Here is a 15,352-nt window from a genome sequence, read left to right as displayed (position 1 = left end):
GTTCGGGGTCAGCTTGTAACATTGAAACCAAGATATGTCAATATGGCTGTCCTAAATTCTCCGACTCGATCCTCCACGATGGTTCCCGCCGATCCCCAAACGGCGGGGGAGGGGGAGCGCCCTGCGGAGACGCGTTGGGATATCATCGAGCTGCTGTTCTTCGCCTATCGTGATTTCGTCGGCGATCCTGACCACGTGCTTGAAGAATTCGGCTTTGGCCGCGCGCATCATCGCGTCATGCATTTCGTCCACCGTTACCCCGGACTCACCGTCGCCGATTTGCTCGATGTGCTGCGGATCACGAAGCAATCTCTGGGGCGGGTCCTGAAGCAGCTCCTCGATGAGGGCTACATCGTGCAGAAGGCCGGAGACGCCGACCGCCGTCAGCGCCTTCTTTTCGCCACCCCGAAAGGCGAGGCGCTGATAGCGCAGCTCGCGGGCCTTCAGACCGATCGCATCAAACGCGCGCTGCGTGGCCTCGACGCATCCGGCGCCGAGGTGGTGCGTCAATTTTTGCTCGGGATGATCGATCACGATGATCCTGACAAGGTACTGGAGGCCATCCTGCGGGCCGACGGCAAAATGGTGAAGGCATGACGGTAATGCAAACGGCAGCGGTCGCGCGGGTGCAGGTGAAGCTGGCTGACGACGCTCCGCACCTGCTGCTCGTCGACGACGACCGGCGTATCCGGGACCTGCTGTCGCGCTTTCTGGTGGGGGAGGGTTATCGCGTCACCACCGCCATGAGCGCCAAGGCCGCCCGCTCGAAATTGCTCAGCCTGCATTTCGACCTGTTGATCCTGGACATCATGATGCCCGGCGAAACCGGCTTTGATCTCGCCCGCTCCATCCGAGCCTCGTCACCGGTGCCGATCATCATGCTGACGGCCCTGCACGAGGCCGAGAATCGCATCGAGGGTCTGCAGATCGGTGCCGACGACTATCTCGCCAAGCCGTTCGAGCCGCGCGAGCTGGTGCTGCGGATCGGGAATATCTTGAAGCGCACGATCCCGCTGCCAGCGATGCGAAGCGAATCGATTGCGTTCGGCCCTTATGTCTATCATCTGGAGCGCGGCGAACTCCGGCAGGGCGACGACGTCATTCATCTGACGGATCGCGAGCGCGAGATGCTGCGTATGCTCGCGGCTACGCCGGGCGAGACGGTTCGCCGCGGGGAACTCAATGCCGGCGGAACCGTGAACGAGCGCGCCGTCGATGTTCAAATCAACCGGTTGCGGCGGAAGATCGAACGTGATCCGGCCAATCCGCTATTTCTCCAGGCGGTGCGCGGGGTAGGCTATCGCCTGGTCGCAGCTCCTTGACGTCGATCACGACCACGCTTGATGCCGGTCTGACGCTGATCCGCACGGCGTTGCGGCGGGTCTTGGTCGCCAATAGCCGGATTGGGCACGCGTTCAAGAAGTGGATGCCCGAGGGCCTCTATGCCCGGGCGCTGCTGATCATGATCGTTCCTATGGTGGTGCTGCAATCGGTGGTGGCCTTCGTATTCATGGAGCGCCACTGGAATACGGTGACGCGACGGCTGTCGACGGCAGTGGTGCAGGATGTCGCCGCTCTGATCGAAGTCTACAAGGATTACCCGCAGGACAAGGATCGTACGACGATCCGGCGCATCGCCCAGCAGCGGCTCGGACTCGTAGTCGATTTCTTGCCGCCGGGAGATATGCCGCCGCCCGGGCCGAAACCGTTCTTCTCTCTGCTCGACCAGTCGCTGTCAGTTCAGATCAGCAGGCAGATCGGCAAGCCGTTCTGGATCGATACGGTCGGCCGGTCTAACCTGGTCGAGATCAGGATCCAGCTCGATGACGCGGTGATGCGGGTGTTCGCGCAGCGAAGCGCCGCCTATGCCTCCAACTCCGAAATCTTCCTGTTCTGGATGCTGGGCACGTCGTCGATCCTGCTGTTCGTCGCAGTGCTGTTCCTTCGTAATCAGATCAAGCCGATCCTGCGGCTGGCGGACGCCGCCGAGAGTTTTGGCAAGGGCCGCGAGGCGCCGAACTTCCGACCGCGCGGGGCCCGCGAGGTTCGCCGTGCCGCGCATGCGTTCATCGAAATGAAGATGCGTATCGAGCGCAGTATCGAGCAGCGCACTGCGATGCTGGCCGGCGTGTCGCATGACCTGCGCACGATCCTGACCCGCTTCAAGCTGGAGCTGGCGCTGATCGGCGATAGTCCGGACGTCGACGGCATGCGGAAGGATGTCGACGAGATGCATGGAATGCTCGAGGCTTATCTTGCTTTCGCGCGCGGCGACAGCGGCGAGCATGCGCAGCCGACCGATATGGCTGCCGCGCTCGAGGAATTGCGCAGCGATGCCGAACGCAACGGTCACGCAGCGACGGCGGTATTTAGCGGACTTCCGGTCGCCACCGTCAAGCCGGCGGCGTTCAAGCGTTGCCTTGGCAATCTGGTGTCAAACGCGGCACGATATGCCGACTCCATCGCCATCAATGGTCACCGCGATCACCGCTGGCTCACCGTCATGGTCGACGATGACGGACCGGGAATTCCGCAGGACATGCGCGAGGAGGTCTTCAAGCCGTTCCTGCGGCTCGATAGCGCTCGCAATCAGGACGAGGGCGGCTCCGGCCTCGGCCTCGCTATTGCGCGAGACATCGCGCGCTCCCACGGCGGCGATATTACGCTCGGTGATAGCCCGATGGGCGGCTTGCGCGCGACTGTGCGGGTGCCGGTGTAATTATAATTTTCGAGCCAAGCATGTTCCTCGGGCCTGACCATCTTTCTAATTTGACGCGTTTTCTTCACGCGAACCGGTATCCACTTCGCTCGAAAACGCTATAGCTTTCCTGGTCCTGACATCCCACATTGAATGAGAGCTCGTTGCGGTCTGGCTGGCCAGGAACGCATGATGCTCTGCGGCCTCGAGTACACTCGAATTGAAGGAGCGGGTGATATGGATGGCTCGGTTCAGCTGGAAATGCGTTACGGCGCCTCCAACTATGCGCCGCTGCCGGTCACGATCGTGCGCGGCAAGGGTGTCTACCTTTGGGATGAAAACGGGCGGCGCTACGTCGATATGATGGGCGCTTATTCGGCGGCAAGCTTCGGCCATTCTCATCCCCGACTGGTTCAGGCGCTCACCGACCAGGCGCGACAACTGGACACGATTTCGCGCGCTTATTTTAACGATCGTCTCGGAGCCTTTCTCGCCCGCGCTTGCAGCCTGACCGGGATGGACCTGGCGCTGCCGATGAACAGCGGCGCCGAGGCCGTGGAAACGGCGCTGAAGGCGGCGCGCAAATGGGCCTACACGGTCAAGGGAGTGCCGGCCGACCGCGCTGAGATCATCGTGTGTGACGGCAATTTTCATGGCCGAACCATCGCCATCGTCGGTTTCTCGTCGGTCGCGCAATATCGCGACGGCTTCGGGCCGTTTCCTCCCGGTTTCAGGTCGGTGCCGTTCGGCGACGCGGCGGCACTCCAGGCCGCGATCACACCGAACACCGCGGCCTTTCTTGTCGAGCCGATTCAGGGCGAAGGGGGCATCAACGTGCCTCCGCCGGGTTATCTCGCCGAAGTCGCGCGCATCTGCCGGGAGCACGATGTCCTGCTGATCTGCGACGAGATCCAGTCCGGCCTCGGTCGCACCGGGCGGCTGCTGGCTTGCCAGCACGACGACGTGAGGCCCGATGCGGTGACGCTAGGCAAGGCGCTGGGCGGCGGACTCATGCCGGTGTCGCTGTTCCTGGCGCGGCGGGAGGTGATGCAGGTGTTCGCGCCCGGCGACCATGGCAGCACCTTCGGCGGTAATCCGATCGCGGCCGCGGTCGGATTGGCTGCGCTTAATACGTTGATGGAGGAGAGACTGGTCGAGCGGTCCGCGCGCCTCGGCACGTATCTGCTCGCACGGCTCAGCGCGATCGAGAATCCCATCATCCGCGAGGTGCGGGGGCGTGGGCTGTTCGCCGGCGTCGAGCTGGATCGTGATTTAGCCAACGCCGCCGCGGTCGCGACTCGACTGTTGCAGGCCGGCGTGCTGACCAAGGACACTCACCGCAACACCATTCGTTTTGCACCTCCGCTGATTATCGAAGAATCCCAGATCGATTGGGTGGCGGATCGGGTCGCCGAAGTGCTGGACGAATTCGCGCGCGCGGAAGCTCACTCCTGAGTTCTGTCTTAATCCAGCTTCTGATGGAATCAGAAAGGAGACTCTCAGATTTTTATTTGACGCGTTTCTTTACGCGAACAGGTCATCCGTCCTCGGGTCAAGGCCGAGGACATGTTTCGCTCGAAAACGCTATATGTCGAAGCGGACTCCTTGGGCGAGCGGAAGATCGTCGCCGTAGTTTACGGTGCTGGTGACGCGGCGCATATAGGCTTTCCAGGCGTCGGAGCCGGCTTCGCGGCCGCCGCCCGTTTCCTTTTCGCCGCCGAACGCGCCGCCGATTTCGGCGCCGGAAGGGCCGATGTTCGCATTGACGATGCCGCAATCGGAGCCAGCCACTGAAAGGAACGTCTCCACCTCACGCATATCGGTCGAGAAGATCGAGGATGACAGACCGTGAGCGACCGCGTTGTGCTGCTCGATCGCGGCATCGAGGTCGGTATACTTCATGACATACAGAATCGGCGCGAAGGTCTCGACCAGCACCGGCCCGGTCTGCGCTGGCATTTCCACCAGCGCCGGCCGGACATAATATGCATCGGGAAACTGTTTCTCATCGACACGCTCGCCGCCGTGGACTTGCGCGCCGTGCGCCCTCGCTTCCTTGAGCGCGCGCTGCATGTTCTCGAATGCGGCTGCGTCGATCAGCGGACCGACCAGCACTTCGTCGCTCTTAAGCGGGTCGCCGATCCGCACCGAGGCGTAGACGCGCTTCAGCCTCGCCATGAACTCGTCGTGGATGCTGTCATGAACGAACAACCGCCGCAGCGTGGTGCAACGCTGGCCGGCGGTGCCGATGGCGGCGAAGGCGATGGCCCGTAGCGCCAGATCGAGGTTTGCCGAGGGGCAGACGATCGAGCCATTGTTACCGCCGAGTTCGAGGATGCTTCGCCCGAACCGCCGCGCAAGTTGCGTTCCGACCTCGCGGCCCATCGCTGTCGATCCGGTCGCGGAAACCAGCGGCACCCGCGGGTCGTTGACCAGGACTTCGCCGACATCGCGCCCGCCGAGCAGTACGGTGCATAGGCCGTGCGGGATGTTGCCCGCCCTGACGGCGGCGCGTTCGAACAACGTCTGCACCGCCAGCGCTGTCAGTGGCGTTTTTTCCGAGGGCTTCCAGATCACCGGATTGCCGCAGACCAGCGCCAGCGCCGCATTCCACGACCATACCGCGACGGGGAAATTGAACGAGGTGATGACGCCGGCCGGGCCGAGCGGATGCCATTGCTCCATCATGCGGTGATGGGGCCGCTCGCTGGCAATGGTAAGGCCGTAAAGCTGTCGCGACAGCCCGACCGCGAAGTCGCAGATGTCGATCATCTCCTGCACCTCGCCACGGCCTTCCGAAACGATCTTTCCGGCTTCGATGGTGACCAGGCGGCCCAGCGCATCCCGGGCAGCGCGCAGTTCATGACCGAGCAGGCGAACCAGTTCGCCGCGCCGCGGCGGAGGCACCTCGCGCCATCGCCGGAACGCCGCTTCGGCCAGCGCGATGGTCTCGGCCGCATCCTGCTGGCTTGCATCCTGAACGTGCCCGATGGTCTTGCCGGTCAGAGGCGAGCGCACGGCGCGTGCGCCGGTCCGACGATCGGCTGAAACTCCGAGATGATCGAGCAGGGAGGTAACCTCGTTGGCGAGCATGTGAGCTTTCTCCCAAACGGGTCTGGCGGCCCATGTTGCGGCAAGTCACGACAATTCTTCAAGCCGGATGAGCGTTCCGGCAACCTGCGCGCCAAGCGATTGTGGAATTTCTCGGATCGCCGGGGGCACTTTAGCCGTTGCGCGCGCTTCGAAGAGTTAGTTCGCCAGTTCCTGCGATCGCCTCGTCGCGGCGGCGACCGCCCGCGTCATCAAGTCTTTCATGCCCTGCTCGCCCATCAATACGTCGAGCGCTGCGGCGGTGGTGCCGCCGGGCGACGTGACGTTCCGGCGCAGCGTTGCGGCGTCGAGATCGGATCGATGCAGCAATTCGCCTGACCCGGCCACGGTCTCCCGAGCCAGCTTTGCAGCGAGACCGGCAGGCAGGCCCGCGCTGACGCCGGCGCGCGCCAGCTCCTCGGCGAGCAGGAAGACGTAGGCGGGGCCGGATCCCGAGACGGCCGTGACAGCGTCCATCAGCGTTTCGTCATCGATCCATTCCACCGCTCCGGTCGCGCGCAGCAGCGCGTCGGCCATGGCGCGCTGTTTTTCGTTCACGCCCGTCGCGGCGACCGCGACCGTGATGCCGCGTCCGATCGCGGCCGGCGTATTGGGCATCGCGCGGACGATGCTGCCGCCGCAGAGCTTATCGAGCATGGCGATCGTCGTGCCCGCCATGATCGACACCACCAGGGTCGAGCGCCCGATCAGCGGCCGCAACGCCGGAGCGGCATCGCCGAAGGTCTGCGGCTTGACCGCGAGCACGAGCGCCGCGGCGTCGCCGATGTCCTCTGCTGCGGGGTTCAGCCGGATATCATGGCCGGAGAGCGTTCGGATGTCGTCGGACGGGTAGGGCTCGATCACGACGACGCGCTTCGGATCCAGTCCGCGCGCGAGCCATCCCGTGAGAAGCGCGCCGCCCATCTTCCCGGCGCCGGCGAGAACGACGGTGCCCGAGATGTCTGCGAGGGAGGTTTGTGATTCAACCATGAAAGATTCCGGGCTCGGCGAATAGACACCACACTATCACTGATATCAGCGTCATGGCCGTCTTGATTCGAGCCATCCACGTCTTCGAACCCCGTGAGGCGCGCTCAAGTGCGGACGATCCGGCGATCCATCATTTCATTGAACGAATTGCAAGGGGATGAACAACCAGGTCAAGCCTGGCTATTACGCCTCGCCCTCGGTGTCGAACATCGCGGCGGTCATCGCTTCCGTTGCCGACTTTCCAGCCCAGATCACGAATTGCAGCGCCGGGTAGTAGCGCTCGCAGGCGTGGATCGCCCCGGCCATCATGGTCTCGCACTGCGCGTTCGAGGCAATCAGCCCGTCGGGAAGGACAAGCGCATGGCGGTACATGATCGTCCCGGTCTGGATCCATATATCGAAATGGCCGACCCACAATTGCTCGTTAATCGCAGCGATCGCACGCTGGGCCTCATTGCGCCGGGCGGTCGGAATCTTCATGTCGAAGGCGCAGGCGAGATGCAGCGCATCGATTTCGCCCATCCAGGTGAAGGTGAGCTGATAATCGGTCCAGTTGCCCTTCGAGACGATTGTGATTTCGTCTTCGCCGGAACGCTCGAACGCCCAATCGTTGGTGGCGGCGATGTCCTCGACCACCGCCAGCGGATTGTTCTTGGAATCGATAACGCCTTCGAGCAGCGACATGCCGTCCCGATCCTTGCTTTTTCTTGTGTTGATACGCACGCATAGAACGGCCGGTGCTGGTACGCGGCGGACATCGATCTTTCAGACGATCCATCACCCGTGCTGATCGAATGAAGATGTTGTCTTGCGTGGATCAAGTGATGTGATTTGCGGAATCGGCGCAACGCCGCCCGGAGTCCGTCCACAGGCAAAGCGCGCGTCGTCCACAACTGATCGAAACGGGAAGACGGCTTGCGCCGTGAACAAAACGGAGTCGGACGCGCGTTGTACGAGTCTTGCGGTTAAGACTCGCTTGCTGCGAGTCCGGTATTCAAAGATTCCGGCGTGGATGATGTCCGGGCTCGTTGGCCACGCGATGGTGTGTCTGCCCCACGGCAACGCCGCATCAGTTTCGAAAACTTTCGATGTTTGATTCTTGTGCAAGCAGTCTCTTTTTTCACGGCGCATGAGTTTGACCGAAGCGTCTCCTTGCGCGCGATCCCGAGCGGATCCGCCTTCCCATTCTCCACGCTATAAAAGCGACTTACGCGACCGCCGGAGAGTCGGAAAAATCCGTCCCGATTCCTTGTTATTTCGGGCGTTTGCAGTTAGAACGCCGCCACGTCTCACGGCCCCCGCACCCCTGGAGGCTTGCCGGTGACGTGTAACGGGCCGCGATTGCGGCCTTTAACTTTTTGAAAAACAAGGATAAATCGATGGCGACCGTCAGGGAATTGAAGGCGACCGCGCGTCCGAAGAGCGGCAAGGGGGCCGCCCGGGCCGAGCGTCGCGCAGGCCGAGTGCCGGCTGTGATCTACGGAAACAAGCAACCTCCGCAGCCGATCTCGGTTGAAGGAGCCGAACTGCGTCAGCGCATTCTGGCAGGCCGTTTCCTGACCACGATCTTCGACATCAACCTGGATGGCAAGAAGCACCGCGTGATTCCGCGCGACTTCCATCTCGATCCGGTTAAGGACTTTCCGATCCATGTGGACTTCATGCGGCTCGGCGAAGGCGCCGCCATTCGCGTCAGCGTTCCGCTTCGCCTGCTGAAGGCGGATGTCGCGCCCGGCGTGAAGCGAGGCGGCACCGTCAACCTCGTGACCCATGCCATCGATATCGAGTGCGCGGCTGAAAACATCCCGCAATTCATCGAGGCCGATGTCGGCGCACTCGAAATCAACCACTCGCTCCATCTGTCCGACGTTGAGTTGCCGCCTGGCGTGAAAACGCTGGCCCGAGAGGACGTCACGTTGGTGACCATCGTGCCGCCGTCAGGCTACGCGGAAGAACTCAAGGCAGCCGCTGCTGCCGCCGCGGCCGGCACCGCGGCTCCGGCTGCCGGTGCAACTCCCGCAGCTGCTGCGGGCGCAGCCGGCGGCGCGAAGGCGCCCGCAGGCGGCGACAAGAAGAAGTAAGCGACAACCGACATCATGCGCCTGTTCGTCGGACTGGGAAATCCCGGCACGAAGTATCAGGGGAACCGACACAACATCGGGTTCATGGTCGTGGACGAGATTGCGCGGCGTCACGGTTTCGCACCGTGGCGCCGTCGCTTTCAGGGCGAGGCTTCCGAAGGCACGCTCGACCGGGAGCGGGTCATCCTGCTCAAGCCGGCGACCTACATGAACAATTCCGGCAACGCGGTTCAGGACGCCGTGCGGTTCTTCAAGCTGACGGAAGGTGATGTCGTGGTGTTTCACGACGAGATCGAACTCCCATCCGCCAAGGTTCGCGTCAAGGTCGGCGGCGGCATTGCCGGACACAACGGCCTGCGATCGATCTCGGCGCATATTGGCAACGGCTACCGCCGCGTCCGGCTGGGCGTCGGTCACCCCGGCGTCAAGGACTTGGTGCATGCGCACGTGCTGAACGACTTCGCCAAAGGCGAGCGCCCCTGGGTCGATGCGTTGGTGGATGTCGTTGCGGAAAACGCGGCGCTGCTCGTTGCCGCCAGGGATTCGACATTTCAGAACAAGGTGCATCTTGCGATGCAGGCGAAGGGATTCGTCGAGAAGGACAGCAAAGACGACAACGCCTGCAAGTAAACGCGCCGTCATTGCCGGACTTGATTCGGCGATCCAGTCCAGCGGCGCTGTTTGCGCCAATCATCGGAAAATGAATCATGGGTTTCAAATGCGGTATCGTTGGGTTGCCCAATGTCGGCAAGTCGACGCTCTTCAATGCGCTGACGGAGACTGCGGCGGCGCAGGCGGCCAACTATCCGTTCTGCACCATCGAGCCCAATGTCGGCGCTGTTGCGGTGCCGGATCCGCGCCTCGGCAGGCTCGCTGAGATCGCCAAATCGGCGCAGATCATTCCGACGCAACTGACGTTCGTGGACATCGCGGGTCTGGTGCGCGGTGCATCCAAGGGGGAAGGGCTCGGCAACCAGTTCCTCGCCAATATCCGCGAGGTCGATGCGGTCGCGCATGTGGTTCGCTGTTTCGAGGATTCCGACATCACTCATGTCGAGGGTAAGATCGCGCCGCTTGCGGACATCGAGACCATCGAGACCGAACTGATGCTGGCTGATCTCGAGAGTCTCGAGAAGCGCGTCGACAATCTCTCGAAGAAGGCGAAAGGTAACGACAAGGAGGCCAAGGAGCAGCTCGACCTGGTTGAGCGCGCGCTCAAGCTGTTGCGCGACGGCGAGCCGACGCGCGGCATGGAGCGCAAGCCTGAAGAAGAGCGCAGCTTCCGCATGCTTGGTCTGCTGACCTCAAAGCCGGTGCTCTACGTTTGCAACGTGGAGGAGGGCTCGGCGGCGAGCGGCAACGCCTTCTCGCAGGCCGTGTTCGACCATGCGGCGAAGGAAGGCGCGATCGCGGTGGTGATTTCCGCGAAGATCGAATCCGAGATCGCGACGCTGTCCCGCGACGAGCGCGCCGATTTCCTGGAGACGCTGGGGCTGGAAGAAGCGGGGCTCGACCGGCTGATCCGCGCCGGCTACCGGCTGCTTGATCTCATCACCTATTTCACGGTCGGGCCGAAGGAAGCGCGCGCCTGGACCATTACCCGCGGCACCAAGGCGCCCGCCGCGGCAGGTGTCATTCACACCGACTTCGAGAAGGGTTTCATTCGCGCCGAAACCATCGCTTACGCCGACTATGCGGCGCTCGGGGGCGAAGCCGGCGCGCGCGATGTCGGCAAGCTACGGCTGGAGGGAAAAGAATATGTCGTCGCCGATGGCGACGTCATGCATTTCCGGTTCAATACCTAGAGCATGATCCCGACCCGAAGGGCCGCGCCAGCGTAAAGTGGGAACCGGTTTTCGGATAAGATCATGCTCGATCAAAAGTTAAGGATGTGAGCTACGGCCGCGTCGAACCTTGATCGCGAATAGCACCGAGATGCTCGTTGATACGAAACACGATCAAGATGGATTCGGCTGCAATCCGCGAAAACACGATGCCAACGAGGACGCCGGCGACGTTCAGAAGAATTGTAATGAAGCCACTAAAGGGACTGACGGCCATTGAGGCCAGTCCCGCGAAGATGCCGGACAATCCGGACAGCACGATCAGGACAATGACCAGCCAATAAAATACCTTGATGATCGTGGGTGTGATGAAACGATCCCACTGAAACAGATCCCGGATTTCAAACATCTGCCGTTCCCCCTCGCGCGTCGCGGGTCATAGGCCGGGCGGCACTTACCCCAAGGGCCGCTCCCGGCAAGTTCGCGCCGCAGCACGCGTGCGGGTTGAGATTGCCGCAAATAGCGGCCACAATCGGGCGTCCTTCAGCAGGTCGCGCCATGACCCTGACTTTTGAAGATTTTCCCCTTGGTCATTTCGGGACTTTCGGGCCGCGGCATGTGGCGCGTGTGTCGCGTAGTCGTTCGGAATGGGGCGTTATGCAGGTGCGTAACACCGGCCCGGCACGAACCAGCGCGGTGAACTGTTTTTTATCTTGGGCTCGGTCTTCGTGCCGCGCCGGCATCCGCAGGATTGAGGTGCTGCACTGTTGCAAGATCGACCTGGTCCGGCAGGATTTTATTCGAGAAACGGCCAGCCTTAAGAAATTGTGAACCCTCAGAGGCTCTTGTCGAGTCGCTTGGAGTCTTGTCGCTTCCGATGGGGGTCGGAAGCGGGCTCCACGATCTTGATCTGACGCGTTTTTGTTACGCAAACAGGCAGGCCATCCCGGGTCAAGCCCGAGGGTGTGCTTCGCTCGAAAACGCTCGATGGGGCAGGGGGAACGCTATGACGGATCGCACCGGATTGAAGATCGTCGGCTTGCTGTTCGCGAGCGTGACGCTGGCCGTGGCGCTGGCAACCTGGATCGTGGTGAAGCGCTACGCAGACGGCATATATTCGCTGGACAATGTTGCAGTCGCGCGCATCGCTCCTCGCTGATTGCGACTGAACGCGATCCGCTCAGCCGGCCTGGCCGAGCCTGGCCTCAAGCGCCGCGATGCGTGCCTTCAGCGCCTCATTGTCCTCGCGCGCAAGCCGCGCCATCTCCTTCACCGCCTCGAATTCCTCGCGCTTGACCATATCGAGATCGCGCAGGATTTTCTCTGCCTGATGGCGGACCACCGCGTCGACCTCACGCTTGAGCCCCTGAGCCACTCCGGCGGTATCGTTCATAAGCCGTCCGATTTCGTCAAAAAACCGGTTGCTGGTCTGGGTCATCCTGGTGTCTCCGGCCGGCGGCACGATCGCCACGTCACCGATAGAGAATGGCGATCCCGGCACGGCAGTTCAAGTCCGCTTCTCAAACCTCCGCAAGCGTTGTTGGGGGCGGATTTCCCTTGCAATCGTCACGGGGCCGTTCGAGACGTGGATGCCCGCGGCGAGCGCGGGGATGATGCCTAAAGATTCGCTTCTGATTGAATCAGACGCGAATCTTTAGATTGTTGTTCTGATGCGTTTTCTTCATGCGAACCGGTATCCACTTCGCTCAAAAACGCTATAGATAGAATGAATCCGATGTTTCTCCTCATCACCTATCCCGTATTCGATCCCGTCGCCATTTCGCTTGGCCCGATCGCGATCCGCTGGTATGCGCTGGCCTATATCGGCGGTATCTTGCTCGGCTGGCTTTATGCGCGGGCGCTACTCAGGAGTGAGACGCTCTGGGGCGGACCGGCCCCGATCTCGGTGGTGCAGCTCGACGACTTCATCCTGTGGGTGACGATCGGGATCATCCTCGGCGGCCGCGTCGGCTATGTGCTGTTCTACAATCCGGATTTCTTCATTCACCACCCTGCCCAGATCTTTCAGCTCTGGAACGGCGGCATGTCGTTTCATGGCGGCTTCATGGGCTGTGTCGCGGCGGTCATCCTGTTCTGCCGCCGACACGGCCTGCCGATCCTGTCGCTTGGTGACGTCGCCACCGCGGTCGGGCCGATCGGCCTGTTTCTGGGCCGTATCGCCAATTTCATCAACAGCGAGTTGTGGGGGCGTGCGGCCGACCCAAGCCTGCCCTGGGCCATGGTTTTTCCTAACGGCGGTCCGTTGCCGCGCCATCCGAGCCAGCTCTACGAGGCCACGCTCGAGGGGCTGGTACTGTTCACGATCCTCGCGCTGATGATCCGTCTCGGCGCGCTGAAGCGGCCGGGCCTGGTTCTCGGCAGCTTCATCGCGCTCTACGCAATGGCACGGATCGTCTCCGAATTCTTCCGCGAGCCGGATCCACAGCTCGGATTTCTGTGGGGCGGATTGACCATGGGGATGCTATTATCGATACCGATGGTTATCGCCGGTCTCGTCATCGTCTACGCCGCCTGGTCCCGCGGCTCGCGGACGCTCGATACGCAAGCGATCCCGAATCCGGGCGTTTCAACCAAGGTCGATCGTGACTGAACCTGCTCCGCTGCTGGCCGACATCAAGAGGCTGATCAAGACGTCCGGTCCGCTGCCGGTCTGGCGTTACATGCAGCTTTGCCTGACCCATCCCGAGCACGGTTACTATATCGCGCGCGATCCGCTGGGGCGCGAGGGCGACTTCATCACATCGCCTGAAGTCAGCCAGATGTTCGGAGAACTGCTCGGATTGTGGGGCGCCTCCGTGTGGCGGACGATCGGCTCTCCGCTCACGCTGCGGCTGATCGAGCTTGGTCCTGGCCGCGGCACCATGATGGCGGATGCGTTGCGCGCGCTGCGGGTGCTGCCGCCGATGTATGAGTCGCTTAGCGTCCATATGGTCGAAATCAATCCGGTGCTGAGGGAGAAGCAGATGGCGGCGCTCTCCGACGCGCCGAACATCCAGTGGCACGCGAGCCTGGACGAGGTGCCGCAGGGGCCGGCGATCATTTTCGCCAACGAGTATTTCGACGTGCTTCCGGTCCATCAGATGGTCAAGGGCGACGACGGATGGCACGAGCGGGTTGTCGATATCGACGGCGGTCAACTGGTGTTCGGCGTCAGCGCTACGCCGACGCCCCGCTTCGATGTGCTGCTGCCGCCGCTGGTGCGCGCGGCGCCGGTCGGGGCTATTTTCGAATGGCGTCCGGATGCCGAGATCATGTCCATCGCAACCCGCGTTCGCGATCAGGGCGGCGCGGCGCTGATCATCGATTACGGCCATGAGCGCAGCGACGCGGGCGATACCTTTCAGGCCATCGCAAGACACAGCTTCGCCGATCCGCTGAAATATCCAGGTCGGGTGGACGTGACAGCCCATGTGGATTTCGAGGCGCTCGCCCGCGCCGCCGAGGACGTCGGTGCCCGCGTGCACGGGCCGGTGACGCAAGGAGAATTTCTGCGCCGGCTCGGCATCGAGGCCCGCGCCGTCAACCTGATGGCGAAGGCAACTGCTGAAGTATCCGATGGCATTGCGAGTGCGCTGAAACGTCTGACCGAAGGCGGCCGCGGCGGCATGGGGTCGATGTTCAAGGTGATCGGCGTGTCCAGCCCCGGCCTCACCGAATTGGCCGGACTGAGCGACCGGGAGCGTCGCGGGGGCATCAAGGCTCCATGACGCTGGCATCCACCCTGCTTTCGACGGTTTCCGGGTTGCGGCACGCTTTTTTCACCCGCGAGGGCGGCGTCTCGCAGGGCATCTATGCGAGTTTGAATGCGGGCATCGGTTCGCAGGATAACCCGGCGCACGTTGCTGAGAACCGGCGGCGCATGGCCGAGGCGATGGGTGTTGCGCCGGAAAATTTTCTCTCGCTTTATCAGGTCCACTCGCCCGACGCGGTGATCGCCGATAGGGCCTGGGATATGTCATCGCGGCCGCGTGCCGACGCCATCGTCACGCGAACGCCGGGGCTTGCGATCGGCGCGACCGCGGCCGACTGCGGCCCCGTCCTGTTGGCCGATCCGCGGGCTCGCGTTATCGGCGCCGCGCATGCCGGCTGGAAGGGCGCGCTGACGGGCGTGCTGGAAAAAACCATCGATGCAATGGAAGCGCTTGGCGGACGTCGCAGCGACATCGTCGTCGCTATCGGGCCGCTCATCCGCCAGCAAAGCTACGAAGTCGGCGCCGAGTTCGTCGCGCGATTCACAGCGGCCGATCCGGGTCATGCGCGGTTCTTCGTTCGGTCGGCGCGCGACGGCCATGCCATGTTCGATCTCGGCGGTTTTATCCGGACGCGGCTTGAATGCGCGGGAGTGTTGACGATCGATGATACCGGCATCGATACCTATTCGAATGAGCGTTTCTTCAGCTATCGCCGCTCGGTGCATCGCAAGGAGCCGGATTTCGGCCGCCACGTTCACGCGATCGTGCTGGACGCCGGATAGGGCGGCCGCCGACGATCTGGTGCCGAGCGAGGTCGCGGGCTGAGCGGCGCGGCGAAGTCCCGCTCAAAGGCGGAGTTGGCGCTTCCAGCCGGTACCGCAGGGCGGATTTTTCGAGGATGGCCGATGTGCCGGCGAGCGCGGTCGGCTTCGCCTCCTTAGAGTCTGGCTCAACCGCGTTGAATCAGACTCGTCGCCGAAAACCGATTTCCACTTT

Annotated in this window: 17 protein-coding genes; 12 read left to right on the top strand and 5 right to left on the bottom strand. The window is 62.5% G+C overall.

The window, feature by feature from the left end; translation table 11 throughout:
- The first annotated feature begins 78 nt into the window (after positions 1–78).
- The 4 genes from NB311A_RS11705 (at position 79) to rocD (ending at position 4,153) form a co-directional block, all read left to right on the top strand.
- Positions 79–597, top strand: a complete 519-nt coding sequence (locus NB311A_RS11705) for a MarR family winged helix-turn-helix transcriptional regulator (protein ID WP_009798772.1) — start codon at positions 79–81, stop codon at positions 595–597.
- On the top strand, positions 594–1,322 hold the full coding sequence (locus tag NB311A_RS11700; protein ID WP_009798771.1) for a response regulator: 729 nt from the start codon (positions 594–596) through the stop codon (positions 1,320–1,322). The genes NB311A_RS11705 and NB311A_RS11700 overlap by 4 nt, the downstream gene beginning before the upstream one ends.
- On the top strand, positions 1,319–2,719 hold the full coding sequence (locus NB311A_RS11695; RefSeq protein ID WP_009798770.1) for an ATP-binding protein: 1,401 nt from the start codon (positions 1,319–1,321) through the stop codon (positions 2,717–2,719). Before NB311A_RS11700 ends, NB311A_RS11695 begins: the two co-directional genes overlap by 4 nt.
- A 216-nt stretch (positions 2,720–2,935) precedes the next feature.
- Positions 2,936–4,153 (top strand): ornithine--oxo-acid transaminase, encoded by a 1,218-nt coding sequence (gene rocD, locus NB311A_RS11690; protein WP_009798769.1) that lies wholly within the window; start codon positions 2,936–2,938, stop codon positions 4,151–4,153.
- Positions 4,154–4,282: 129 nt separating this feature from the next.
- On the opposite strand, the gene NB311A_RS11685 is transcribed toward rocD, so the two are convergent.
- The 3 genes from NB311A_RS11685 to NB311A_RS11675 all read right to left on the bottom strand — a co-directional run bounded on the left by NB311A_RS11685 (position 4,283) and on the right by NB311A_RS11675 (position 7,462).
- A complete protein-coding gene (locus NB311A_RS11685; RefSeq protein ID WP_009798768.1) occupies positions 4,283–5,791 on the bottom strand; it encodes an aldehyde dehydrogenase family protein in 1,509 nt (502 codons plus the stop codon).
- 156 nt (positions 5,792–5,947) lie between these two features.
- Positions 5,948–6,778, bottom strand: a complete 831-nt coding sequence (proC, locus tag NB311A_RS11680; protein ID WP_009798767.1) for a pyrroline-5-carboxylate reductase — start codon at positions 6,776–6,778, stop codon at positions 5,948–5,950.
- A 183-nt stretch (positions 6,779–6,961) separates the two neighbouring features.
- Positions 6,962–7,462, bottom strand: coding sequence for a YbjN domain-containing protein (locus tag NB311A_RS11675; RefSeq protein ID WP_009798766.1), 501 nt, complete (start codon positions 7,460–7,462; stop codon positions 6,962–6,964).
- Between the two features lie 695 nt (positions 7,463–8,157).
- On the opposite strand from NB311A_RS11675, the gene NB311A_RS11670 reads away from it, so the two are divergent.
- From NB311A_RS11670 to ychF, 3 genes are all read left to right on the top strand, one after another.
- Positions 8,158–8,859 carry a 50S ribosomal protein L25/general stress protein Ctc gene (locus NB311A_RS11670; protein WP_009798765.1) on the top strand — a complete coding sequence of 234 codons (702 nt, stop codon included), beginning with the start codon at positions 8,158–8,160 and terminating at the stop codon, positions 8,857–8,859.
- 15 nt (positions 8,860–8,874) lie between these two features.
- On the top strand, positions 8,875–9,489 hold the full coding sequence (gene pth / locus NB311A_RS11665) for an aminoacyl-tRNA hydrolase (protein ID WP_009798764.1): 615 nt from the start codon (positions 8,875–8,877) through the stop codon (positions 9,487–9,489).
- A gap of 77 nt (positions 9,490–9,566) precedes the next feature.
- Complete coding sequence (gene ychF, locus NB311A_RS11660; protein ID WP_009798763.1) at positions 9,567–10,664, top strand: redox-regulated ATPase YchF; 1,098 nt, start codon at positions 9,567–9,569, stop codon at positions 10,662–10,664.
- 91 nt (positions 10,665–10,755) lie between these two features.
- Here ychF and NB311A_RS11655 read toward each other — a convergent pair whose 3' ends face one another.
- On the bottom strand, positions 10,756–11,052 hold the full coding sequence (locus NB311A_RS11655) for a DUF4282 domain-containing protein (RefSeq protein ID WP_009798762.1): 297 nt from the start codon (positions 11,050–11,052) through the stop codon (positions 10,756–10,758).
- Positions 11,053–11,201: 149 nt separating this feature from the next.
- On the opposite strand from NB311A_RS11655, the gene NB311A_RS22640 reads away from it, so the two are divergent.
- Positions 11,202–11,474 carry a hypothetical protein gene (locus NB311A_RS22640; protein ID WP_245256992.1) on the top strand — a complete coding sequence of 91 codons (273 nt, stop codon included), beginning with the start codon at positions 11,202–11,204 and terminating at the stop codon, positions 11,472–11,474.
- Positions 11,475–11,649: 175 nt separating this feature from the next.
- Positions 11,650–11,802: a hypothetical protein gene (locus NB311A_RS22005; protein WP_009798761.1), complete on the top strand. Its 153-nt coding sequence runs from the start codon at positions 11,650–11,652 to the stop codon at positions 11,800–11,802.
- Positions 11,803–11,823: 21 nt separating this feature from the next.
- Here the strand turns inward: NB311A_RS22005 and NB311A_RS11645 are convergent, their stop codons facing one another.
- Positions 11,824–12,081, bottom strand: coding sequence for an accessory factor UbiK family protein (locus NB311A_RS11645; protein ID WP_040675116.1), 258 nt, complete (start codon positions 12,079–12,081; stop codon positions 11,824–11,826).
- Between the two features lie 297 nt (positions 12,082–12,378).
- Here NB311A_RS11645 and lgt point away from each other — a divergent pair, with 297 nt between their 5' ends.
- Genes lgt through pgeF form a run of 3 tightly spaced genes read left to right on the top strand, consistent with a single transcriptional unit; the run spans position 12,379 to position 15,138 of the window.
- On the top strand, positions 12,379–13,254 hold the full coding sequence (lgt, locus tag NB311A_RS11640; protein ID WP_040675114.1) for a prolipoprotein diacylglyceryl transferase: 876 nt from the start codon (positions 12,379–12,381) through the stop codon (positions 13,252–13,254).
- Entirely contained in the window at positions 13,247–14,371 is a 1,125-nt protein-coding gene (locus NB311A_RS11635; protein ID WP_009798758.1) for a class I SAM-dependent methyltransferase, read from the top strand. Before lgt ends, NB311A_RS11635 begins: the two co-directional genes overlap by 8 nt.
- Complete coding sequence (pgeF, locus tag NB311A_RS11630; RefSeq protein WP_009798757.1) at positions 14,368–15,138, top strand: peptidoglycan editing factor PgeF; 771 nt, start codon at positions 14,368–14,370, stop codon at positions 15,136–15,138. The genes NB311A_RS11635 and pgeF overlap by 4 nt, the downstream gene beginning before the upstream one ends.
- Positions 15,139–15,352: the final 214 nt, after the last annotated feature.

This window comes from Nitrobacter sp. Nb-311A (assembly GCF_000152905.1).
In the GTDB taxonomy this organism is placed as follows: Bacteria; Pseudomonadota; Alphaproteobacteria; order Rhizobiales; family Xanthobacteraceae; genus Nitrobacter.
This window is presented reverse-complemented; position numbering and strand designations above follow the sequence as displayed.